Here is a 20,535-nt window from a genome sequence, read left to right on the forward strand (position 1 = left end):
GACCTGGAGGGCGTGGTGGTCGATTGCCCGACCATCGGAGTTTCGTTTGCATTTCATGGAGGTATTGTCTCTCAATATGACAATACTTTCGATAGGCTTAGTAACTGCAGAGAATCCGGAACAGCAGCGGATGCACCAGTGAATCCAGGTCAATCCGGTGGCCCTTCTTCCAGTTCGTGCGCAACGAACCGACCCGCGGCAACGACGGAGGCGCGAACTGCCCCTCGACGACCTTGTTTTTCCAGAGTTCGAACTGGTCGCTCTTGCGCGAGCGGATAACCCAGTCCAGAACGGCGGGCGTTATCTCTCCCTGCAGATAAAGATTGCGGTATTTCTCCAACTTCAGGGATACGCTGTATCCGAAGATACCCGAGGCATTTCGCGCTGCGTCATGGAACTTCGAATCCTGAAATGCATGCAAGGTGTTGTGGTGAACGAAATCCTTCAAGGGAGCTTGTTTCGGAAGATAGTGTTCAAGCTCGTGCAGTACGGTGGTTTCATCGAAACTACCGGACTGCGCTGGATTTTCTGATCTAGCAGTCATCGATTTGTCCCCAGAGGCCATCGGCACTATTCAAATGGCCCGAAGAAAGACTGAACAAAGCCTGCCTTTCCAATCATTCGGAGCAAAGATTCGCGAATGACTGTCCGGTCAAGACAGGCCATTTCTCTAACCTGATCCATTTTGCTGCCGTCGCCGGCCAGCCCTGTTAAGGAGAATTTTTAGTTCGACGATATATTTTTCCAATTCTGCTCAGGGAATACCGCACCGCGCTCGAAATAGTGCGCGCAAGGTTCCCGATGAACTTGTCTTCACCTCGCTTGTGAAAAGATCGTTTTCCTGACAACGCTCTCGAATACCTACTCTAGAGCCCTCGAAAAAGTATTTCAAGATGTTACACAAAGAATTACCGGCCAGTCAACTGAGCATGTTGCATGCCAGTCAACCGCCAGGAACCATATAAACCTTACTTCGAAAAAATTTAAGAAATTACAAGTGAAAAAACCGTCATCGAACCCAGCCACTCACCAAGTACATCCGACAATCCTGGAAAGAGGTGGGAAGTTGGCAACAGGCCACTATCGCAGTGGCACAGTTACCCAGCACTGTCATGGCTTATGGATAATCGAAAAGGCAGGCCGAAGAACATTAGCAAATGCTCTTCGGGGGTGCGCGACAGAAGAAAACTCCCGGAGATGGAGATTCCTTCTGCCGCAATACGGGGCGGGGGCGGGAAACCTCAGCCGTGCTCGCCGATCAGGCCCAGAACATCATCCAGAAAGCGTGCCTCCTCGGGCGCGGTGGCGGCACGCAGGTAGCCGGGGATCTGTTCCTGGTACTCGGTGCGGTCGCGCGGGCGGATCTCCAGCAGCGCCTCGAGCAGCTCCGGACGCAGCAGGCGGCGCTCCTCGGGGATGTCCGGCAGTTCCCGGCGGATGATCTCGCCGTCCAGACAGAGCAGCCGCTCGCGCAGGCTATCGGCGGTCTCCGGCGTCGCCTGTTCGCCGACCTCCTTCGCCTCCTGGCGGATCGCTGATTCTTCCGCCAAAGCGACCACAGGTTCGGCCGGCGCCGGCGCGCTGCGCAGGCTGGCCAGTTCCTGAAGGATCGGCTCCAGCTGGGCGCGCGGGTTGCGGAACCAGTCCACCGACCAGATTCGCCGGATGCGCCAGCCGAGCTGTTCGAGCACGCTCTGGCGCAGGCGGTCGCGGTCGCGTGCCGACTTGGCCGAGTGGTAGGCGGCGCCGTCGCACTCGATACCCATCAGGTAGCGCCCCGGCTGGCCGGGATCGCGCACCGCCAGATCGATGAAGAAGCCGGCGACGCCGACCTGCGCCTCGCAGTCGTAGCCGTGACGCGCCAGGGCGTCGATCACCGCCACCTCGAAGTCGCTGTCCGGCGCCCGGCCGCTCTCGGAGAGAAGCGGCATGCGCCCGGACTCGGCGTACTGCAGGAAGTCGCGCAGCGCCTTCAGCCCGCGGCTCGCCGTGCCGCTCACCAGCACGTCGCCGGCGCCGAATGAGGCGAACACCTGCATGCGCTTCTTCGAGCGGGTGAACAGCACGTTGAGGCGGCGCCAGCCGTCGACGCCATTGATCGGTCCGAAGCGCTGCGGCAGCCGCCCGCCCGCCTCCACCGGCCCGTAGGTGCAGGAGATGAAGATGACGTCGCGCTCGTCGCCCTGGACGTTTTCCAGGTTCTTGACGAACAGCGGCTCGTCCTGCGCCTGGTTGCGCTCCCAGGCCGCCTGCAGGAGCGGGTCCTGCTTGGTGCGCAGCTCGAGCAGGCGCTCGATCTGCTCGGCCTGCTTGAGGTTCATCGCCACCACCCCGAGCGACTCGCCGGGCGAGTGCAGCAGGTGCTGTTCGATGGCGCGAACCACCACCTCAGCCTCCTCCGGGTTACGCTGCTCGAGGAAGCGGCCGCCGTCGATGCGCGTGAACTTCACCCCGAATTCGGCGGACTCGCGGTGCGGCGAGGGATAGACCACCAGGTTGCCGTCGTAGAAGGCCGCGTTGGAGAAGGCGATCAGGCTCTCGTGGCGCGAGCGGTAGTGCCAGCGCAGGCGGCGCAGCTTGAACAGCGGCAGCGCCGCGTCGAGGATGCTCTCGGCGTCCTCGGCCAGGGACAGTGTGGCGTCATCGTCCTCCTCGTCGTCACCCTGGCGGGCGAAGAAGTTGGTCGGCGGCAGCTGCTTCGGGTCGCCCACCACCACCAGCTGGCGAGCGCGGGCGATGCTGCCGAGGGATTCCTCCGGACGTATCTGCGAAGCCTCATCCATTACCACCAGGTCGAACTCCAGCCGCCCGGCGGGCAGGTACTGGGCCACCGCCATCGGGCTCATCATGAAGCACGGCATCAGCCCCTGCAGAGCCTCGGCGGCGCGGTCCACCAGGCTGCGGATGGGCTCGTGGCGGCGCTGCTTGCCGGCCTCGTGCTCGAGCAGGGCGAGCTGGGTGCGCTCGCGGACCCGTCCGGAGTTGTTGCCCGGCGGGATCGGGTTGCGGTCGATGCGTGCGGCAATCTGCTCGCGTTGCAGCAGCTTGAGGCGGTTGTCGATCTCGGCGAAGCGCTCGCGGATCGCTTCCTGCTCCTTGCCGGAGAACTGGCCGAGGGCCGGGTTCTCCTCGAGGATGCGGGTGGCCCAGGCGTCCAGCAGGCCGAGCAGGCAGGCGTCGGCGCAGTGCCGCGGCTCGAGCCGCTGACGTTCGATCGCCGTCACCACCGCGGCGAAGCCCAGCTCGGTCAGGTGGCCGCGCAGGCGGCGGTATTCGAACCAGTGCTCGAGCAAATCCTGGCGCTCCGCGGCCGCGGCCAGGCGTGCTGTCAGGCCGGGGAAGTCCCGCTCTTCCAAGGGTTGCCACCACTCTTCGGGAAGAATGTCGCCGGCCTCGAAGAAGGCCTGGCAGTCGCGCTCCCAGGTCTCGGCGAGCAGCCCCAGGCGCAGCCCGGCCTCGCGCCAGCGGAGAATCCGCGCTTCGCCCGCGCGGCTGTCGCCGGCGGCCAGCTGGTCGAGCAGGCGCTCGCGCAGCGGCGTGGCCAGCAGCGGCGTGGCGAAGGCGACGCTGTGCCGCCAGGCACTCAGCCGCGGCCCGGCGGTGAGTGCGTCCTCGATGCGCGTCAGGGCTTGTTCGCCCAGGCAGGCGGCGACCAGCGCATCGCCCTGCAGCGCAGCGGCGGCGGCCTGCCACTGTTCCACCGCGCGGACCAGCTCGAGCATGCCGCCGAGGCTCGGCTCCTGTTCGCGGATCAGCAGCAGCAGCTGCTTCAGGGCCTTGCCAAGCTCGCGGATCAGGCGCACGAACAGGCCCTGCGGATCGAGCAGGCGGGCGCTACGCAGGGCGTGCACATCATAGGGCAGCAGCCGCTCGAAGGCCTGGCGCTGGCCCTCCACCTGCGCCAGATAGTCCTGCAGTGCCACGGCCTCCTCGCGCAGCCCGCGCAAGAAATCCGTGTCGGCCTGCAGCAGGTAGTCGGCGATCCACACCCGCGGGCCGAAGCCGCGACCGCACTCAGCGCGCAGTGCGCGATACCAGGCGCGCAGCCGCTGCAAGGGCTCGAGGCGGGTGTCGAGGCCGCGGAAGCGCTCACCGAGAGTTTCGCGGAACAGTGGATCGGCATTCAGCGCCGCCTGGCCGCGCTGCAGGCCGATCGCCGCCGGCAGCGCGGCCAGCGCCTCGTCGACCCCGAGCCCCGGACGCAGCAGTTGCAGCACCTCGTTCCGCGTGGCACGCCAGCTGCCCTTGAACCAGCGAAACAGCGAGGGATCGGCGAGGACCCGCGCCAGATCCTCCAGTCGCCGCAGCTCCGGCAGGCGCTCCAGGTCGAAGGCCTCCCCGGCCTGCTCGCGCAGTTCATGCAGCGTCGGCAGGCGCACCGCCAGTTCATCGAGCACGGCATCGAGGGCCTCGTCCTCAAAGCGCCGGTGGCGCAGTCCGGCCAGCTCCGCGGGTAGCGCCTGGACCTGGCGCAGCAGACAGGCCAGTTGCTCCAGGCCGGTCAGGTCGGTGCCGAGCTCGGGCAGGCTTCCTTGCTCGGCGAGACGGCGCAGCAGGGCGTGGACCGGCGCGGCGGCGCCGAGCAGGGCGCGGGTGTTGCGCAGCGCGGCGAGCAGGTCGTTCAGCGAGAGTGCTTCGTCGTCGCTGTGCTGACGCAGCTGGGCGCAGGCCTCACGCAAACCGCCGAGCAGCTCGGTGGAGGCAATGGCATCCGGGCGCAGGCGCCGGGCCAGGCGACTCTGCTGCTGCAGCAGCGTCTCCAGGCGCTGCAGCCAGCTGCCCAGGGCGGCGCAGGAGCGGCTGTCCAGCCGACCGATCAGCGCCCAGTCTTCGTCACCGCGCGGCGTCGGCAGCGATGGCAGCGCGCCAGCCAGGTCGGCCAGCGCGTCGGGGCCGAAGCCGGCCAGCTCGGGGGCCGCCAGCTCGTCCGCCAGGGCGTCGCGGGCCTCAGCCAGGGCGCCGAGACTGGCGCAGGCCTGGGCCAGGCGTTCGAGCAGTGCGGCGCGCTCGGCGGCGCCCAAACGGATCTTGCCGCAGCCGAACCAGGGATGGGTTTCCAGCCGGCCGGCCTGCCCGGCCTCGGCGGCCGCCTTGGTATAGAGGGTGGGGTAGAAGCCGGCCTGCTCCTGCAGGCGGTTCCGGTCGACTGCGAGCAGCGCGTCGGGCTCGGCGACGAGCGGGTGGAATTCGCTGGGCCGCATGCCCAGCGCCTCGCGCAGCCGGGTAGCCTGCATCAGCACCTGGTGCACGCTCAGGCCACTGCCCTCGAACTCGGTATGCAGCCGTTCGACGTGACCGTTGAGGCGCGTCTTGAACCGCTCGTAGTCGCCGATCAGCGCGGCCAGGCGCTCCGGCGAGCGGAAGCCACCGCGCCTCTGGATGCGCTGACGGATGCTGGCGACCACCGCCTGCTTCTGGCTCTTGTGGCTGTGCAACTCCAGGCAGAAATCGCCTAGCCCGGCGCGCACCAGGCGGTTCTTCACCACCTCCAGGGCGGCGCGCTTCTCGGCGACGAACAGCACCTTCTTGCCTTGGGCCAGGCTGGCGGCGATCAGGTTGGTAATGGTCTGCGACTTGCCGGTGCCGGGCGGGCCCTCGATCACCAGGTCGTCACCGCGAATGACATCCACCAGGGCACTGTGCTGCGAGCTGTCGGCATCGTCGATCAGCGGGAATTGGCTGTGCACGTTCTCCAACTCGTCGATGGCATGCTCGCGGCAGAAGCCCGCGGCCGCAACGGGCGCCTCGCGCTCCTCCGGCCCCGCCGCGCCGGTGAGGCGGCGCACCAGCGGATGCTCCAGCGGCGAGCGGCCCTGCCAGCGGGCCGGGTCGAGGTCCAGATACATCATCAGCTTGCCGAACTCGAACAGGCCGAGGGAGACGTAGCGGTGGAGCTTCCACTCCGGCTTGGCCTTGAGCACCGTCTCCCTGATCCGGGCGAAATACTCCTCGGGCAGCAGGCCCTCGGCGATCGACGGCAGGGCGATGGCGAAGTCGCGCTTGAGGCGCTCGCGCAGCGACAGGTTGGTGAGGATGTCCTCGCCGCTGTACTCGACGCGGTATTCGAAGGTGGCGGTGTCCGGATTCAGCCTGTCCTTCTCCAGACGCACCGGCAGCAGCATCAGCGGCGCCAGCCGCGGGCTGTTCCTGCCGCTCAGCGACTCGTCCCATTCGAGGAAGCCGAAGGCCAGGAACAGCACGTTGGCGCCGGTCTCCTCCAGGGCCAGGCGCGACTGGCCATGGATGATCTGCAGCCGCGCCTCCAGCTCCGCAGGGTAGTAGAGCGTCTGGATGGTGTTGTCGGCGTGCTTGCGCGGGTCGGGAACATCGGGCGCGGCCTGCGGCAGCTCATGCTCGCTGGCCATGCCCAGCCGTGCCGCCCACTCCTCGGCGCCGGGCAGCTTCCCGGTCTCGGAGAGCAGGCCGGTGGCCTCGTCGCGCTGCAGATAGCCGTGTTCGAGCAGCTGCTTCTCGGTCGGTTCCGGCACCGCGGCGAAGCGCATCGACTTCTCCTCGGTGAGCTTGGCGAAGAGCTGGTCGGGCAGCTCGTCGATCACCCGCACGAAGCGCTTGCTGCGTGCGTGGGAGAAGTTCAACAGGCGGTTGCGCGCGCTCAGGTCCAGCAGGCGGCTGCGCAGCTTCTCCAGACTGGCCGGCAACGCGCCGGCCGAGCGTTCCCCTTCTTCCGGGCCCTGCCCCTCTTCGCCCGCCCCTGGACTGCCTGCGGGCTCCAGCCTCTGCTCGTACCGCTCATCGATGACCTCGTTATTCGACAGTCCGTCCACCAGATCCTTTCCTCACTCCGCTCGGGTACCCTGTTCGGCCGCGCAGTATATCGGAGGGTCCGGGGTTGGGCGCTGCGCCACGCAGGCGAGCCGCTCTGTCGCCAGAGCCGGCCAGGACAGATTGACCATCCCGCCGCGAAGGGCAACCGACATTATTTTCACCGGCGACCTACTATGGTCGACCGATCTTTCCAAGGAGCCTGTCCCCGATGCATTTGCTCAAGACCATCCCCCTGGTGCTGCTGCTCAGCGCCACCGCTCTCCCCGCTGCCGCCGACGAGACACCCGAGCGGGTCTTCGGCTGGATTGAGAAGGGGCTGATCCAGCCGGAAAACATCCCGATGAAGATCAAGCTGGATACCGGCGCCCTGACCTCCTCCCTGGATGCCAAGGATCTGCAGCGCTTCGAGCGCAATGGCGATGAGTGGGTGCGCTTCAAGGTCGAGGTGACCGACAAGGACACCGGCAAGCTGGTCGACTCGCAGTTCGAGCGCCAGGTGCTGCGCAACGTGAAGGTCCGCGGCGCCGGTGGCGCGGAACGCCGGCCGGTGGTGAAGATGCAGATCTGCATTGGCAAACGGCTCTACGACGAGCAGTTCTCCCTGAAAAATCGCAGTAAGATGAACTACCCCGTGCTGATCGGCCGGCGGACTCTGAGGCACCTGGGCCTGGTGGACGTTTCCCGGACCTTCACCGTCAATCCCGAGTGCGCCCGGAGCACCGCGGCCAATTAGGGATCGGCAAGGCCGCCAGGAAAGCTTCGTCGCCCGGCGGCCACTGCAAAGACCAGCCCTCTTGCCTTTCTCCAGCCTTGCCTCGGGGATGGGCCAATAGCCCGCTGACTCTCTCCGGTAACGCCACACACCTACCCTGCCAGGACAGATCGCAGCCGCGGCTTCCCTGGCAGCCCCCTATCGACGGCCGCCAGCCCTTGCCTTCCCCCGAACCAGGAAACCACCAGAATGCCTGTCCAGACAACGTCTCCCCAGCGGATCATGTCCCGAACTCCCCGGCGCCGCCGCTTGTACTCGCTACTGGCGATAGCCGTGCTGGCACTGGCGGGCCTGATCGGCGCCAGGCTGCATGGCTACGGGCTGCTTCACCTGCATCTCCTCGACCACTGGTCCGGGAAACCGGCGGACGGCGAAAGCATCTGGCTGCCGGGCTACCGGGTACGGATCGATGCCAAACCCATTGCAGGAATCGAAAATCTGTCGGGGATCACCTACGACCACGACCGGAATCGCCTGCTGACCGTCAGCAACGGAGGGGCGGCGGAGATTCTGGCACTCGACAAGACCGGCGAGGTACTCGAGCGCTATCGGCTCGAAGGCTTCGTCGACATCGAAGGCCTGGCCTACCTGGGCAATGGGCGGCTGGTGCTGGCAGAGGAAATCAGCCAGCGACTGAACTTCGTCGACCTGCCGGCCCCAGGGGGAACCATCAAGGCCGAACATGCCCGGACCCTGACCCTGGAGATCAACCTGAGTCGGCAAAACAAGGGGTTCGAAGGCATCGCCTACGATGCAGGCCACGATCGCCTGTTCGTGGTCAAGGAGCGCGACCCGCGCCAACTGTACGAGATCGGGGGCCCGGCCGGATCCCTGGATGGAAAGCTGCAGCTGCGCATTCGGGACCTGACCTCATGGATCGAGCGCAGCGTATCGGCCGGGGATCTGTCCGACGTCCACTACGACCCGAGGACCGGCCACCTGACGCTGCTGAGCGACGAATCGAAACTACTCGTCGAACTGGATGGCGAAGGCAACTTCGTGAGTTTCCGCTCCCTGCGGAGCCTGGCCTCGGATCTTGAGGAAAGCGCGCCACAGCCCGAAGGCGTGACGATGGACGCTGAAGGCAACCTCTATGTGGTGAGCGAGCCGAATCTTTTTTACGCCTTTCAAAACGACGGCGTATCCCGGTAAGGCCGTTTGACCCGGGCTCGTGGGACGCCCCAGGGCAATCGCATGAACAACTTTCTCCCCTCACGCATTCATGAGAGGGGGGCCAGGGGAGAGGGCAAATGAGCAGCAATGGCCTGTTTTCCCTCTCCCCAGCCCTCTCCCGCACGCAGGAGAGGGCGTGAACGGCTGCACCTGCCCCTTCATGCGATTGCCCCGTGGGACACCCACTCCCGCATGCCTCCTGCCCGCCACCTTGCTACAGTATCCGCCCGCCCCCCCGCCGAGAGCCCCGCCTATGCGCATTCTGGTCATCGAAGACAACCGCGACATCCTCGCCAACGTGCTCGACTACCTGGAGCTCAAGGGGTATACGGTCGACTGTGCCCAGGATGGGCTGAGCGGGCTGCACCTGGCAGCCACCGAACAGTACGACCTGATCGTGCTGGACATCATGCTGCCGGGGATCGACGGCTATCAGGTCTGCAAGCGCCTGCGCAGCGACGCCGGCAGCGAGACGCCGATCATCATGCTGACCGCCCGCGACTCCCTGGACGACCGCCTGCAAGGCCTGAACAGCGGCGCCGACGACTATCTGCTCAAGCCCTTCGCGTTATCCGAGCTGGTGGCGCGCATCGAAGCGGTGCTGCGCCGCACCCAGGGCAGCCGCAAGCGCCAGCTGCAGGTCGGCGACCTGCTCTACGACCTGGACACCCTGAGCGTCAGCCGCGCCGGCAAGCCGCTGCGCCTGAACCCGATCGGCTACAAGCTGCTGGCCATCCTGATGCAGAAGAGCCCGGCCGTGGTGCGCCGCGAGTTCCTGGAAAACGCCCTGTGGGGCGACGACCTGCCGGAGAGCGACAGCCTGCGCAGCCATATCCACCAGCTGCGCCAGGCGCTCGACAAGCCCTTCGACAGGCCCCTGCTGCACACCATCCACGGCGTCGGCTACCGCCTGGTGGAGCACCCGGATGTGAATTAGGGCGTGTCATCCATTATTTCCCTCGTTGCGACGGAGCCTGTTTTCGCACAGGGCAAGGCGTGAGGAAAGAGGTTTGGTCATTCCAAATGAACGACGAACAACGCAGCGCTGTGCCAAAACAGGCCCGTCCCTTCGGGTTGCGCCTGAAATGGGCCCATTTCAGGCAGCAACGCAAGCGGGGAAATAATGGATGACACACCCTAAGCAACCCTTCGCCCGGCGCATCGTCATCGCCTTCACCCTGATGACCCTGGTGGTCAGCGGGTTCTTTTCCCTGAGCATCGTCGCCATCGTCCACTTTATCGAGAGAGACCTGGTTTCCCAGGAGCTCAAGAGCGAACTGGACATCGTGGTGAACAAGGACATCCCACAGGGCCTTGAGCCCCGGCTGGACGCCACCACCCGCTTCTTCGCCTCGGATCTCGCACAATACCCCATCCCTCAATCTCTGCAGCAGGTTGAAAAGGGCTTCAGCGAACTGATCGATGGCGAGCGGGCCTACTACGTCTTCGCCATGAAGCGCAAGGGCCAGACCTATATGCTGGTGGAGGATCAGAGCGAATTCGAGGCGCGCGAGCAGCTGCTGTTCAAGGTGATCCTGTTCTGTTTCCTGCTGAGCGTAGGGGGCGCCTGGCTGCTCGGCCTTCTGTTGGCGCGCAAGGTGATCGCACCGGTGATCCGCCTGGCCCGCCAGGTCCGCCACCGCAACCAGCTGCTGCCGCTGGCGCCGCCCCTGGCGCCGGAATACCCCGACGACGAGGTCGGCCACCTGGCGGCGGCCTTCGACAGCACCCTAGGCCAGCTGCGCCAGAGCCTGGATCGCGAGCGCCTGTTCACCAGCGATGTCAGCCACGAACTGCGTACCCCGCTGATGGTCATCCAGGGCGCCTGCGAACTGCTCGACGAAGCCGATCTGCCGCCCCAGGCCAGCCGGCAGATGGCGCGGATCGGCCGGGCCGTCCAGGAAATGCACGAGCTGGTGCAAACCTTCCTCATCCTCGCCCGCGCCCGGCGGGAGGAGGCCGCCATCGGCGGCAGCGCCACCCTGGCCAGCGTGGCGGAGGAGCAGAGCCAGCGCTGGGGGCCGCCGATCCGCACCAAAGGCCTGGGCTTCGAGCTGATCGTGGAAGACACCGACAACGCCTCCTACAACCTCACCTTCCTGCGCACGGTCCTGTCCAACCTGCTGCGCAACGCCCTGCACTACACCGAGAGCGGCACGGTACGGCTGATCCTGGAGAGCGGCGGCTTCCGCGTCGAGGACAGCGGCGCGGGCATCCCCGTGGAGCAGCACGAGCGCATCTTCCAACCCTTCGTGCGCGGCGAGCAGGCCCGCGGCGAGGGCCTGGGCCTCGGGCTTTCGCTGGTCAAGCGGATCTGCATGCACCAGGGCTGGCAGGTCCGGGTGAGCAACCTGGAACCGGGCGGCAGCTGCTTCCGGGTCTGCCTGAAATAGCCGCGGCGCCTGGCGCCACGCCGACGAACGGAGCGGCGCCGCCGGTGCTTTTGCCTTTTTTATTACATCCTTTTGCCAAAAACTTGATACATTTCGCGGCACTATCGTCCCTATCCCAGCCCAACGAAATCCTTGCCATGTCGAGAATACGCATCAGCGGACTGGAACTACCGCGCCAATTCGGCCAAACCCAGGCCGCGCAAATCCTGGCCAGGCATTGTGACCGTCTTGTCCGGCAACTTTCCCACTGGCGTGACGGGCAACTGGCTCGGCGTGCGCTGCAACAGGCCGGAGAGCCCAACCTGGTCCTGGACCTGCCGTGCGGCGCCGGCCGCTTCTGGCCCCTGCTGACCGAACAACCCAACCGGGTAATACTTGCCGCCGACAGCTCGGCGGAGATCCTGTCGATGGTCAAGGCCAACCACTCGGACGAGGTGCTGGCGCGGGTGCGGACCTTCCAGACCTCCCCCGTCGCCATCGACCTGCCCGACAACGCGGTCGACAGCATCTTCTGCATGCGCCTGCTGCACCACGTCGCCGACCGCGAGAACCGCCTGGCCATGCTCCGCGAGTTCCACCGGGTCAGCCGCGACAGCCTGATCGTCTCCCTGTGGGTGGACGGCAACTTCAAGGCCTGGCGGCGCCGCCATCTGGCACAGCTGCGCGCGATGCAGGATGGCCGGGAGGAGAAACGCAACCGTTTTGTCATCGACCGGACGACCATCGAGGGCGAATTCCGCGAAGTCGGTTTCGACATCGCCGGCCATCACGACGCCCTGCCCGGCTATGCCATGCGGCGCATCTACGTGTTGCTCAAGAGGACCTCTGCGTGAACGAATCGATCGCCTTGCAGTCGCTGGAGTCTTTCACCGAAACCTTCCAGTGCTGGTGGAGCCGCCAGGGGGAATGGGTCGAGGAGCCCAACGTTCGCCGTGCCGGGGAAAGCGGCGTGCAGCGCCTGAGTGCGCACAGCGTGCCGCTCTACAGCAAGCGCCAGACCGGGCACCTCTACCACTCGCTGCGCCATCCCCTCGGCCGGCCGACCGTGCTGCGCGAGCAGGATGCCCTCGAAGCCGTCGAGCGGCTGGGCGTGCGGGTGCCGAAGATCGTCTTCTGCTCGGCGCGGAAAACCACCGGACAGTGGCAGGCCCTGCTGGTGACCGAGTCGCTGGAAGGCTTCGTCAGCCTGGACGAGTGGTATCGCGGCGACGCGCGCCAGCGCTGGGGTGAAGCGGTCCACCGGCAGGTGCTCGAAGAGCTGGCCCTGACCCTCAGCCGCCTGCACCAGGGCCACTGGCAGCACGGCTGCTGCTATCCCAAGCACGTATTCGTCAAGGTCGAGGAAGCTGCCGGCCGCCCGCTAGTGGAGATCGCCCTGATCGACTTTGAGAAGAGCCGCCAGCGCCTGCGCATCGCCAGCGCCTCGCGCCGCGATCTGGACCAACTGCGCCGCCATTGCCCAGCGATGTCGGCAGCGGAGTGGACCCTCTTCAAGACTGCCTACGATAAGGCCCTGGCCGCCCCAGCCGAAGGCGCCTGACTGACCTCGCGGAGAGGGCACCGGCCCTCCCCTCTCCCCAAACCCTCGACCGCCAACTGCCTGATCCGCACATCGAATCGGACAGTTGTCCGGTACGCAGCACCACATCGCCTCCCTCCTCGATGACGTCCACCAGGCGGTCGGTGAAATCCAGGTCCAGCTCGATTTCCGGGTGCTCGGCCATGAAGTCGGCCAGCACCGGCAACACCAGCGAGCTGACCAGCAGCAGACTCACACACAGGCACCCGCGCGGTCGAAACAAGCCAGGGTGCCCAGGTGAGACTGGCGCCCTGGCTATCTTGACAAGCCACTGCGCAGGTCTATGGGCGCAGTGCTGCCCGCATTAAGTATTCATGCATCCCGAACTGGCGGAATGGCGCACTTGTTTTTCGGGCACGCGGTTAAATGTAAATAAATATTTAAATGTAAAAAATTGTTTAACAAAAAAGAACCTTTGCCGGCGCCAGATGAGTATCGGCCAGTGATACCCGGAATAAAACACTGAGTCGGTTGCATTCAGTTTCATTTACTCGGTGGATTCAATCTTTCAATTTTATTACGTTGTAGGTGCGGATCACACTTCGCCTGCATCGCGTGATTCGTCATTAGCCGCATGAAGATTGATCATTGCTAAATCCTTAGTCACTCCAGGGGGAATGACATGAATAACCGGCACTCTCGAACAGACCGTGCCGCGAGCCAAAGCCGAGGGCTATATGCAATTCGAAAATACCGCACCTGCGCTAAAACATCGCCTCGGATATCCATCGTGGCTTGCAGACCGAACGCCTTTTCCAGCCGAAGGCGCGCTCTTCCAGCATCAAGGTGACGTTGCCCTCGCGCCCCCCTGTAGCCATGGCGTGGCGGCACCTGATCCCGAGCTAGCACGGAGCACAAGTCAGCCAGAGCTGATCCACCCAGACGACTCTGCTTCTTATCAACTTTCCGAGAGCCGATGCCAAGCCAAACGCTCCGCATCTCTGGCTTCTTTTTTCATACGGAAAAAAATCGACATCATTTTCAATATGAAAGCCATGAAATTGATCCTTGCCATGACTGCACTTACGACAGCCTCTCTAGCCATGGCTGAAATCAATAACACGGACGCCATTGACTTAGAGGCATCGAATATCCTTATTTCCGAGGAGCGGACCTCCAAGGCCAAACCCTATAAATACGGCATGAAAGTGGATGTCGCCGAACTGATAAAAGTCGAGTATCTTCGGCCGGCGCCTTCCTATTGTGGCGTCATTCCAGCCGAAATGACTTACAAGGACTCCACAGGTGCGATCAATGTCGTTGAATATTTGTATCCCGATACAAGTGGCTGCATGGATTAGAGAATCACCCAGACTCCAGGCAGCCCTGAACATGACTTTACCAGTCAGGTGAATACACCCTGAACCGAGGCCGAGCAGGCTAACCGGTTCAGGTCTTCCCTGGACCTGAACACGATAGCCGGAGACCCCGTCGCGCCGCGATGCGAGGCAGGATCACTCCCGGCTCAGATCGACCAGCGGCGTTTCGCACACCTCGGTCGGACGTCCCGCCTGGATCTCGTCGATCCGCTGCAGGGCCTGGCCCACGCCTGCCCTGTCGGCGAGCAGCGTGAAGCTGAGCTGGAAGTGGCGCTGCTCCTTCGGGCCGATGGTCGGCACCAGGCCCAGCGGGCGCTGAAAGCGGCGGTTGTAGGAGAAGCTGGTGCCGGGCTCGAGGCCGGTGACGTAGCCCTGCCGCTCGGTGTCGGTGTTCTTCCACAGGGAGAACACCGGCAGTTGGCCGACGTTGAAGCCGACCGCCACGCCCCGATCGCCGGCGCGGTTGTGCAGCACGCCCAGGCTGTCGCCCACCGCATCGCCGTAGGGAATCAGGTTGTAGACGGTCTCGTCGTAGTCCGCGGTCGGGCCGCGATAGCTCTGCCAGTCGGCGAGCTCGGCACGGGCCCTCTCGTTGAATGGCGAGACCTGCCTGACCGGGGCGGCGAAGCGCGCGCCCTGCTCGAGCAGCGGTGTACCGAAGTTGTTGTGGTAGAGCGCCTGAAATTCCTGCGGGTAGTCGCCGCGGTTGGTCAGGGTGTCGTTGAGGGTGAAGCACTGGGAGCCCGGCTCGGTGCTCAGCTCGGTGACGATGGCGAAGTCGACCTTCTTGAACGCCTGCTCCTTCAGCTCGCCCTTGAGACGGATAGTGTACGGGGGCTTCTCGTCGATGCTGAGAACTACCCGGGAAGCTGGGATGTTCGATACCCGGCCGTGCAGGGTGAGCAGTTCGCCCTTGTCCATGCCGGGATGGCCGACCCATTCGTAGCCGCAGCGGGTGACCAGCTCGTTGAAGCCTTCCAGCCAGCCGAGGCCGCCGCGGCCGTTGAGTTCGATGAAGGCCGGGTTGACCACCTCCCCGACCGGGGAATCCCAGCCCAGGCGGATGTCGCCGGCGACTGCGCACAGCACGTTCATGCCGCGGGTCGGCACCACGGTGATCTTCATGGCGCCGGTGTCGATGTCGATCAGGCTGACGCCCTCCTGGCGCCCGCCGTGCAGGGTCCGCAGGGTGACCGAGAACGGCCGGTCGGTCTCGATGCCCAGCTGCCGGCTGTCGATGCTCCAGTTCTGCGGGGCCTTGTCGCTGTCGATCAGGACATATTCATGGGCCAGCGCGGGAGTGGCACTGGCGATGGCGCCCGGGCCGGCGAGGCCGGAAAGCTTCTTCATGATGAATTCCTGTTCGTTGGGTCTTGTCGTCGCCCGTTCGGCGGACCGAGGCGGGGAAAACGGGTCGCACGTCCGGCATCCCCTCGCCCCAGCCCTCTCCCCCGGCGGGAAGAGGGCGACACGGGCTGCGTTGAAGATACTCTAGACGACCGGCTGCAACTGGCTGGCCGAGGGCGCCAGCTCGTGGCGGCGCGGCAGGTCCGGCCCGCAGCGCTGGCAGGTCAGCGCCGCCGCCGCCTGGGCGAAGGCGAGCATCTGCTCGAGGTGAGACTTCTCCAGCGTGTCGAGCAGGGCCGGGCGATCGAAGCCCTGCTCGGTCAGATAGGTGATCAGCGCCGCCTGGAAAGTATCGCCCGCCCCCACGGTATCCACCGGGGTCAGCGCCTGGGCCGGGCGGGACCAGCTGCCATACACACGGCTGAAAACGGTCACGCCGCGCTCGCCGCGGGTGAGGAACACCAGGCGGCACTGATGCTGCAGGAAGCCCTCGGCCATCGCCGCCGGGTCCTTGCCCGGATAGAGCAGTTCCAGGTCCTCTTCGCTGACTTTGACCAGATGGGCATGCCGGGCGAAGGCGCCGATCCGCTCGCGCCAGACGTCGAGGTCGGGCTCGACATTGAGGCGGACGTTCGGATCGAGAGTGATCAACAGCTCCTGCGAGGCCTTGGCCACCAGCCCGTAGAGGGTGTCCGCGGTCGGCTGCACGACCAGCGAATAGGAGCCGACATGGATGCCGCGGACTTCGCTGCCCAGTGCGGGCACCTGCTCCGGGCGCAGCTGGCGGTCCGCCCCGGAATGCCCGTAGAAGCTGTAGTGGGGCACGCCCTGCGCATCCACGGCGACCAGGCTCAGGGTCGTGGTGGCTGCATCGAGCGGGACGAGGTAGCGGGTCGACACCCCCTCATCCTCCAGCACCTGACGCAGTTGCAGGCCGAGAAAGTCGGTGGAGATCCCGGTCAGCAGGGCGGAGTCCACCCCCAGCCGGCTGAGTCCCACCGCCACGTTGAAGGGAGAACCACCGGCAATCGCCTTGAACCCTACCTGCCGGGGCAATTCACTGTGCGCTGGCTCGACGAACAGGTCGAACAGCGCTTCGCCGCATACTAGAAACATTGCGCACCTCTTGATCTCGGATTTCGATGACGCCGGGAAACCCGTTTTCCCGGCGCCTGCCGGCTTATTCGGCCTTGGCGGCCAGGCTGGACACGGAGGACTCGGCCGGCTTCTGGGAAAGCCCGTACAGCGCCACCACCACACAGCAGGCGAACGGCACGATGAAGGACGTCGCCATGCCGGCGGCATCGGCGATCGCGCCCATGACCAGGGGCAGGATCGCGGCGCCGACCAGGGCCATCACCAGGATCGAGCCGCCCCGGTTGGTCTGCCGGCCCAGGCCCTGCACGCCCATGCCGAAGATGGTCGGGTACATGATCGACATGAAGAAGTACATGCCGATCATCGCGATGACCGAAACCTTCTCCACCGCCAGCATGGCGACGACGCTCAGGAAGGCGCAGGCGATGGCGTTGAACACCAGCAGGTTGCGGGCCGGAATGCGGCGCATCAGCCAGGTGCCGGAGAAGCGGCCGATCATGTAGCCGATCATCGCCACCGATAGCAGGAAGGAACAGAACTGGGGCGTGCTGCCCTGCCAGTGCTCCAGGGCGAAGTTGATGAAGTAGGCCCCGACGCCGACATAGGCGCCGATGTTGCAGAACTGCGCCAGCAGGGCGAAGGTGAAGTTCTTGCGACGCCACAGCGAGACGCTCTCCCCGGCCGGCGCCTCGGCAGTCTCGTCGCGCTCGACCTCGCTGCCCACTTCGGGGAAGGCGGTGCGGGCGAAGACTACCATCAGCCCCACCACCAGCACGGCGAGCGACACATAGATCAGCGAGGTCGGCGCGATGGTGCTGCCGGCGAGCTCGACCGGCGGCGCGTAGAGCACCGCACCGCCGATCATCGGCCCGAGGAACACCCCCAGGCCGTTGAAGGACTGGGCGAAGTTCAGGCGCTGCACGGTCTTGTCCGGATTGCCCAGCGCGGCGGCGTAGAGGTTGGCGGACACTTCCAGGCAGGCCAGGCCGCAGGCGAGCACGAAGAGCGCAATCAGGAAAGCGCCGAAGGTCGCGGCCAGGGACGCCGGCACGAACAGCAGCGCGCCGATCGCGAACAGGGCCAGGCCGAGCAGGATGCCGGCCTTGTAGCCGCAGCGCTCCATGAACAGCCCGACCGGCAGCGCCATGATGAAGTAGGCGCCGAAATAGGCCGTCTGGACGAGCCCGGACTTGGCCCGGGAGATGTTCAGGGTTTCCTGGAAATGGTGGTTCAGGACGTCCAGCAGGCCATGAGACAACCCCCACATGAAGAACAGGGCCGTCACCAGGGCGAAAGCAAAGGTCGTGGAAATGGGAGCGGTCTTCCCGGCTGTGGCTTGCGACCGCTCCTGCAGACTGACTTCGACGTTCATCTAACCTTTCCTCTTGGAGTTATTGTTCAGGTACGGGCAGGACCACGCCTTGCGGCGCGGTCTGCCGGGTGCACAACCTCGTTCGGATCAGCCGCGGTGACGGCCGCGGAAGTAGTCGATCAGGCCCTGGGTGGACGAATCCTCGGCGGGCGGCGCCTCGTAGCTGGTCAGGCGGCCGTAGACGTTCTTGCCCAGCTCCTTGCCCAGCTCGACGCCCCACTGGTCGAAGGAGTTGATGCCCCAGATCACCCCCTGCACGAAGATCTTGTGTTCGTACAGGGCGATCAGCGCGCCGAGGCGGCTGGGATTGAGGGTTTCCATCACCAGGGTGTTGCTCGGCCGGTTGCCGGGGATCACCTTGTGCGGCGCCAGGCGCTTCACTTCCGCCTCCGCCAGGCCCTTGCCACGCAGTTCGGCCTCGGCCTCCTCGCGGCTCTTGCCGCACATCAGCGCCTGGCTCTGCGACAGGCAGTTGGCGTACAGCCACTGGTGGTGGTCGGCCACCGGGTTGTGGCTGACCACCGGCACGATGAAGTCCGCCGGGATCAGCGGGGTGCCCTGGTGCAGCAGCTGGTGGTAGGCATGCTGGCCGTTGCAGCCGACGCCGCCCCAGATCACCGGGCCGGTGCCGCAGGACACCGGCGTGCCGTCCTGGCGCACGCTCTTGCCGTTGGACTCCATGTCCATCTGCTGCAGGTGCTTGACGAAGTTGCGCAGGTAGTGGTCGTAGGGCAGGAAGGCGTGGGTCTGCGCGCCCCAGAAGTTGTGGTACCAGATGCCGAGCATGGCCAGCAGCACCGGCATGTTGTTCTCGAACGGCTCGTTGCGGAAATGGCAGTCCATGGCGTAGGCGCCGGAGAGCAGATCCTTGAAGTTGGCCATGCCGATGGCCAGGGCGATCGGCAGGCCGATGGCCGACCACAGCGAATAGCGCCCGCCGACCCAGTCCCACATCGGGAAGATGTTCTTCTCGCGGATGCCGAACTCGACCGCCGCCTGCTTGTTGCTGGTCACCGCGATGAAGTGGCGATAGAGCTTTTCCTCGGTCCCCCCCTTGGCCAGGTACCAGGTGCGCGCGGCCTGGGCGTTCTTCAGGGTTTCCAGGGTGCCGAAGGTCTTGCTGGAGATGATGAACAGGGTGGTCTCGGCGTTCAGCCGCGCGGTCAGCTCGCGGAACTCGCTGCCGTCGATGTTCGCCAGGTAGTGGCAGCGCACGCCGGACTGCTGGGTGTAGGGCAACAGCGCCTCGGAGACCAGCTCCGGGCCGAGGTAGGAGCCGCCGATGCCGATGTTCACCACGTCGGTGATGGCCTTGTCGTTGTAGCCGCGCCACAGCTTGTTGTGGATGCGCCCGACGATGTCGGTCATCTGCGCCAGGGCGGCATGCACGTCGCGCATCAGGTTGTGGCCGTCGACGATCAGGCTGTCGCCCATCGGGCGGCGCAGGGCGGTGTGCAGGGCCGGGCGGCTTTCCGAGGCGTTGACCGGCTCGCCGTCGAACATCGCCCGGGTGGCCTCGGCGAGGCCCGCCTCGCGGGCCAGGTTGACCAGCAGGTCGCGGGTTTCCTGGGTGACGAGGTTCTTCGAGTAGTCGAGGAAGAGGCCACAGCTGGAGGTGGAAAAGTCGTCGAAACGCCCGGGATTGCTCAGGAACGCCTCACGCATATGGAAGTTCTGCATGGCCAGGCGATGCTCCTGCAGAGCCTTCCAGGCAGGCAGGCTGGTGACGTCGAACGCTTGCTGGTAGTAGCTCATGGAGTTACGGCCTCCTTAGTCTGTCTTGATCTTGTAATGCGGCTAATATGGCCATCCCGATTGGCTGTCCACGCCCGGACCTAGGCGCTCCTTTGCGGCGTCGCCCTCAGGGGCTCCAGTAGACTTCCAGCGGATCGCCGAGGAAGGCGCGGATCGGCATCCGCAGGGGATCGGCACGCAGGGCCTGACGCAGGGTCTCCAGCTTGGCCGGGCCCTGGATGGCCAGACAGCGCAGGCGCGCTCGCGCCAGCACCGGCCAGGTCAGGCTGATCCGCGGGTGCGGCGCGACCGGCGCGAGCATCGCCATGCACGGCTCGACGCAGGTACCGGCGAGCGCCTGGGCGAGGTTCGGGCTGCCGGGAAACAGCGAGGCCGTGTGGCCATCCTCGCCCATGCCCAGCACCACCGCATCGATCGGCCGCTTGAGCGCCGCCAGCGCCCGACCGGCCTGGCGGGCCGCCTCCTCCAGGCTGGCCGCCGCCTGGTAGAGGCCGAGGAAGGTCGCCGCGGCGGCCGGGCCTTGCAGCAGATGGCGGCGCACCAGCGCCTCGTTGCTGCCGTCCTGGTCCGGCGCCACCCAGCGCTCGTCGACCAGGCCGACCTGCACCCGCTGCCAGTCCAGCTCACGCGCAGACAGCGCCTCGAAGAAGGGGATCGGGCTGCGCCCGCCCGATACCAGCAGACTGGCCCGGCCATCGGTGTCGATGGCCTGGCGCAGCACCTCGGCCACGCGGTCGGCCAGGCCCTCGGCCAGGGCGGCGCCGTCGGTCAGCGACCGGGTCACCACCCCGACCGGCAGATCGAGTTCAGAAATCTCCATACCAGTTCCTCCCGTCACGGGTGATCAGTGCAATCGAAGACAGGGGCCCCCAGCTACCCGCCGCATAGGGCTTGGGCGCCTCGCCCTGCAGCCGCCAGCCGGCGATCAGCCGGTCGCACCA

13 protein-coding genes and 2 pseudogenes are annotated in these 20,535 nt (G+C 65.5%); 7 read left to right on the forward strand and 8 right to left on the reverse strand.

Annotation, left to right across the window (positions count from 1 at the left end):
• Nucleotides 1-100: 100 nt before the first annotated feature.
• Both ACYVD0_RS11540 and hhe read right to left on the reverse strand, forming a co-directional pair.
• A pseudogene (locus ACYVD0_RS11540) lies at nt 101-571 on the reverse strand (putative inorganic carbon transporter subunit DabA); the annotation flags it as partial.
• 670 nt (nt 572-1,241) lie between these two features.
• The gene (gene hhe / locus ACYVD0_RS11545) at nt 1,242-6,785 is read right to left on the reverse strand and encodes a DUF4011 domain-containing anti-phage protein Hhe (protein WP_460426948.1); all 5,544 of its coding nucleotides are present in this window, start codon (nt 6,783-6,785) and stop codon (nt 1,242-1,244) included.
• 209 nt (nt 6,786-6,994) lie between these two features.
• On the opposite strand from hhe, the gene rloA3 reads away from it, so the two are divergent.
• The 6 genes from rloA3 to ACYVD0_RS11575 all read left to right on the forward strand — a co-directional run bounded on the left by rloA3 (nt 6,995) and on the right by ACYVD0_RS11575 (nt 12,664).
• Nucleotides 6,995-7,519 carry an ATP-dependent zinc protease family protein gene (gene rloA3, locus ACYVD0_RS11550; RefSeq protein WP_460426949.1) on the forward strand — a complete coding sequence of 175 codons (525 nt, stop codon included), beginning with the start codon at nt 6,995-6,997 and terminating at the stop codon, nt 7,517-7,519.
• A gap of 261 nt (nt 7,520-7,780) precedes the next feature.
• Nucleotides 7,781-8,710: an SdiA-regulated domain-containing protein gene (locus ACYVD0_RS11555; RefSeq protein WP_460426950.1), complete on the forward strand. Its 930-nt coding sequence runs from the start codon at nt 7,781-7,783 to the stop codon at nt 8,708-8,710.
• 274 nt (nt 8,711-8,984) lie between these two features.
• On the forward strand, nt 8,985-9,668 hold the full coding sequence (locus ACYVD0_RS11560; protein ID WP_460426951.1) for a response regulator transcription factor: 684 nt from the start codon (nt 8,985-8,987) through the stop codon (nt 9,666-9,668).
• 190 nt (nt 9,669-9,858) lie between these two features.
• Nucleotides 9,859-11,124, forward strand: a complete 1,266-nt coding sequence (locus ACYVD0_RS11565) for a sensor histidine kinase (protein WP_460426952.1) — start codon at nt 9,859-9,861, stop codon at nt 11,122-11,124.
• Between the two features lie 137 nt (nt 11,125-11,261).
• Nucleotides 11,262-11,957 (forward strand): class I SAM-dependent methyltransferase, encoded by a 696-nt coding sequence (locus ACYVD0_RS11570; protein WP_460426953.1) that lies wholly within the window; start codon nt 11,262-11,264, stop codon nt 11,955-11,957.
• Nucleotides 11,954-12,664, forward strand: coding sequence for a protein kinase family protein (locus tag ACYVD0_RS11575; RefSeq protein ID WP_460426954.1), 711 nt, complete (start codon nt 11,954-11,956; stop codon nt 12,662-12,664). The genes ACYVD0_RS11570 and ACYVD0_RS11575 overlap by 4 nt, the downstream gene beginning before the upstream one ends.
• 73 nt (nt 12,665-12,737) lie before the next feature.
• Here ACYVD0_RS11575 and ACYVD0_RS11580 read toward each other — a convergent pair.
• Nucleotides 12,738-12,917: pseudogene (locus ACYVD0_RS11580) on the reverse strand (LysR substrate-binding domain-containing protein); the annotation flags it as partial.
• Between the two features lie 463 nt (nt 12,918-13,380).
• On the opposite strand from ACYVD0_RS11580, the gene ACYVD0_RS11585 reads away from it, so the two are divergent.
• On the forward strand, nt 13,381-14,004 hold the full coding sequence (locus ACYVD0_RS11585; RefSeq protein ID WP_460426955.1) for a DUF2790 domain-containing protein: 624 nt from the start codon (nt 13,381-13,383) through the stop codon (nt 14,002-14,004).
• Nucleotides 14,005-14,157: 153 nt separating this feature from the next.
• Here ACYVD0_RS11585 and ACYVD0_RS11590 read toward each other — a convergent pair whose 3' ends face one another.
• The 5 genes from ACYVD0_RS11590 to pgl form a co-directional block, all read right to left on the reverse strand.
• Entirely contained in the window at nt 14,158-15,372 is a 1,215-nt protein-coding gene (locus tag ACYVD0_RS11590; protein WP_460426956.1) for an aldose 1-epimerase family protein, read from the reverse strand.
• Nucleotides 15,373-15,513: 141 nt separating this feature from the next.
• On the reverse strand, nt 15,514-16,485 hold the full coding sequence (locus ACYVD0_RS11595) for a carbohydrate kinase family protein (RefSeq protein ID WP_460426957.1): 972 nt from the start codon (nt 16,483-16,485) through the stop codon (nt 15,514-15,516).
• A gap of 64 nt (nt 16,486-16,549) precedes the next feature.
• The gene (locus ACYVD0_RS11600; RefSeq protein ID WP_460426958.1) at nt 16,550-17,839 is read right to left on the reverse strand and encodes a sugar MFS transporter; all 1,290 of its coding nucleotides are present in this window, start codon (nt 17,837-17,839) and stop codon (nt 16,550-16,552) included.
• Between the two features lie 87 nt (nt 17,840-17,926).
• On the reverse strand, nt 17,927-19,594 hold the full coding sequence (gene pgi, locus ACYVD0_RS11605) for a glucose-6-phosphate isomerase (protein WP_460426959.1): 1,668 nt from the start codon (nt 19,592-19,594) through the stop codon (nt 17,927-17,929).
• A gap of 106 nt (nt 19,595-19,700) precedes the next feature.
• A complete protein-coding gene (gene pgl / locus ACYVD0_RS11610; RefSeq protein ID WP_460426960.1) occupies nt 19,701-20,414 on the reverse strand; it encodes a 6-phosphogluconolactonase in 714 nt (237 codons plus the stop codon).
• Nucleotides 20,415-20,535 lie beyond the last annotated feature (121 nt).

Source organism: Azotobacter armeniacus, from assembly GCF_054779355.1.

Bases quoted from the DNA above. Each gene is read 5' to 3' on its own strand.
- ACYVD0_RS11585 (WP_460426955.1), top strand. From the start codon at position 13,381: ATGCAATTCGAAAATACCGCACCTGCGCTAAAACATCGCCTCGGATAT.
- pgl (WP_460426960.1), bottom strand. From the start codon at position 20,414: ATGGAGATTTCTGAACTCGATCTGCCGGTCGGGGTGGTGACCCGGTCG.
- ACYVD0_RS11565 (WP_460426952.1), top strand. From the start codon at position 9,859: ATGACACACCCTAAGCAACCCTTCGCCCGGCGCATCGTCATCGCCTTC.
- ACYVD0_RS11570 (WP_460426953.1), top strand. From the start codon at position 11,262: ATGTCGAGAATACGCATCAGCGGACTGGAACTACCGCGCCAATTCGGC.
- ACYVD0_RS11555 (WP_460426950.1), top strand. From the start codon at position 7,781: ATGTCCCGAACTCCCCGGCGCCGCCGCTTGTACTCGCTACTGGCGATA.
- ACYVD0_RS11590 (WP_460426956.1), bottom strand. From the start codon at position 15,372: ATGAAGAAGCTTTCCGGCCTCGCCGGCCCGGGCGCCATCGCCAGTGCC.
- pgi (WP_460426959.1), bottom strand. From the start codon at position 19,594: ATGAGCTACTACCAGCAAGCGTTCGACGTCACCAGCCTGCCTGCCTGG.
- rloA3 (WP_460426949.1), top strand. From the start codon at position 6,995: ATGCATTTGCTCAAGACCATCCCCCTGGTGCTGCTGCTCAGCGCCACC.
- ACYVD0_RS11600 (WP_460426958.1), bottom strand. From the start codon at position 17,839: ATGAACGTCGAAGTCAGTCTGCAGGAGCGGTCGCAAGCCACAGCCGGG.
- ACYVD0_RS11560 (WP_460426951.1), top strand. From the start codon at position 8,985: ATGCGCATTCTGGTCATCGAAGACAACCGCGACATCCTCGCCAACGTG.
- ACYVD0_RS11595 (WP_460426957.1), bottom strand. From the start codon at position 16,485: ATGTTTCTAGTATGCGGCGAAGCGCTGTTCGACCTGTTCGTCGAGCCA.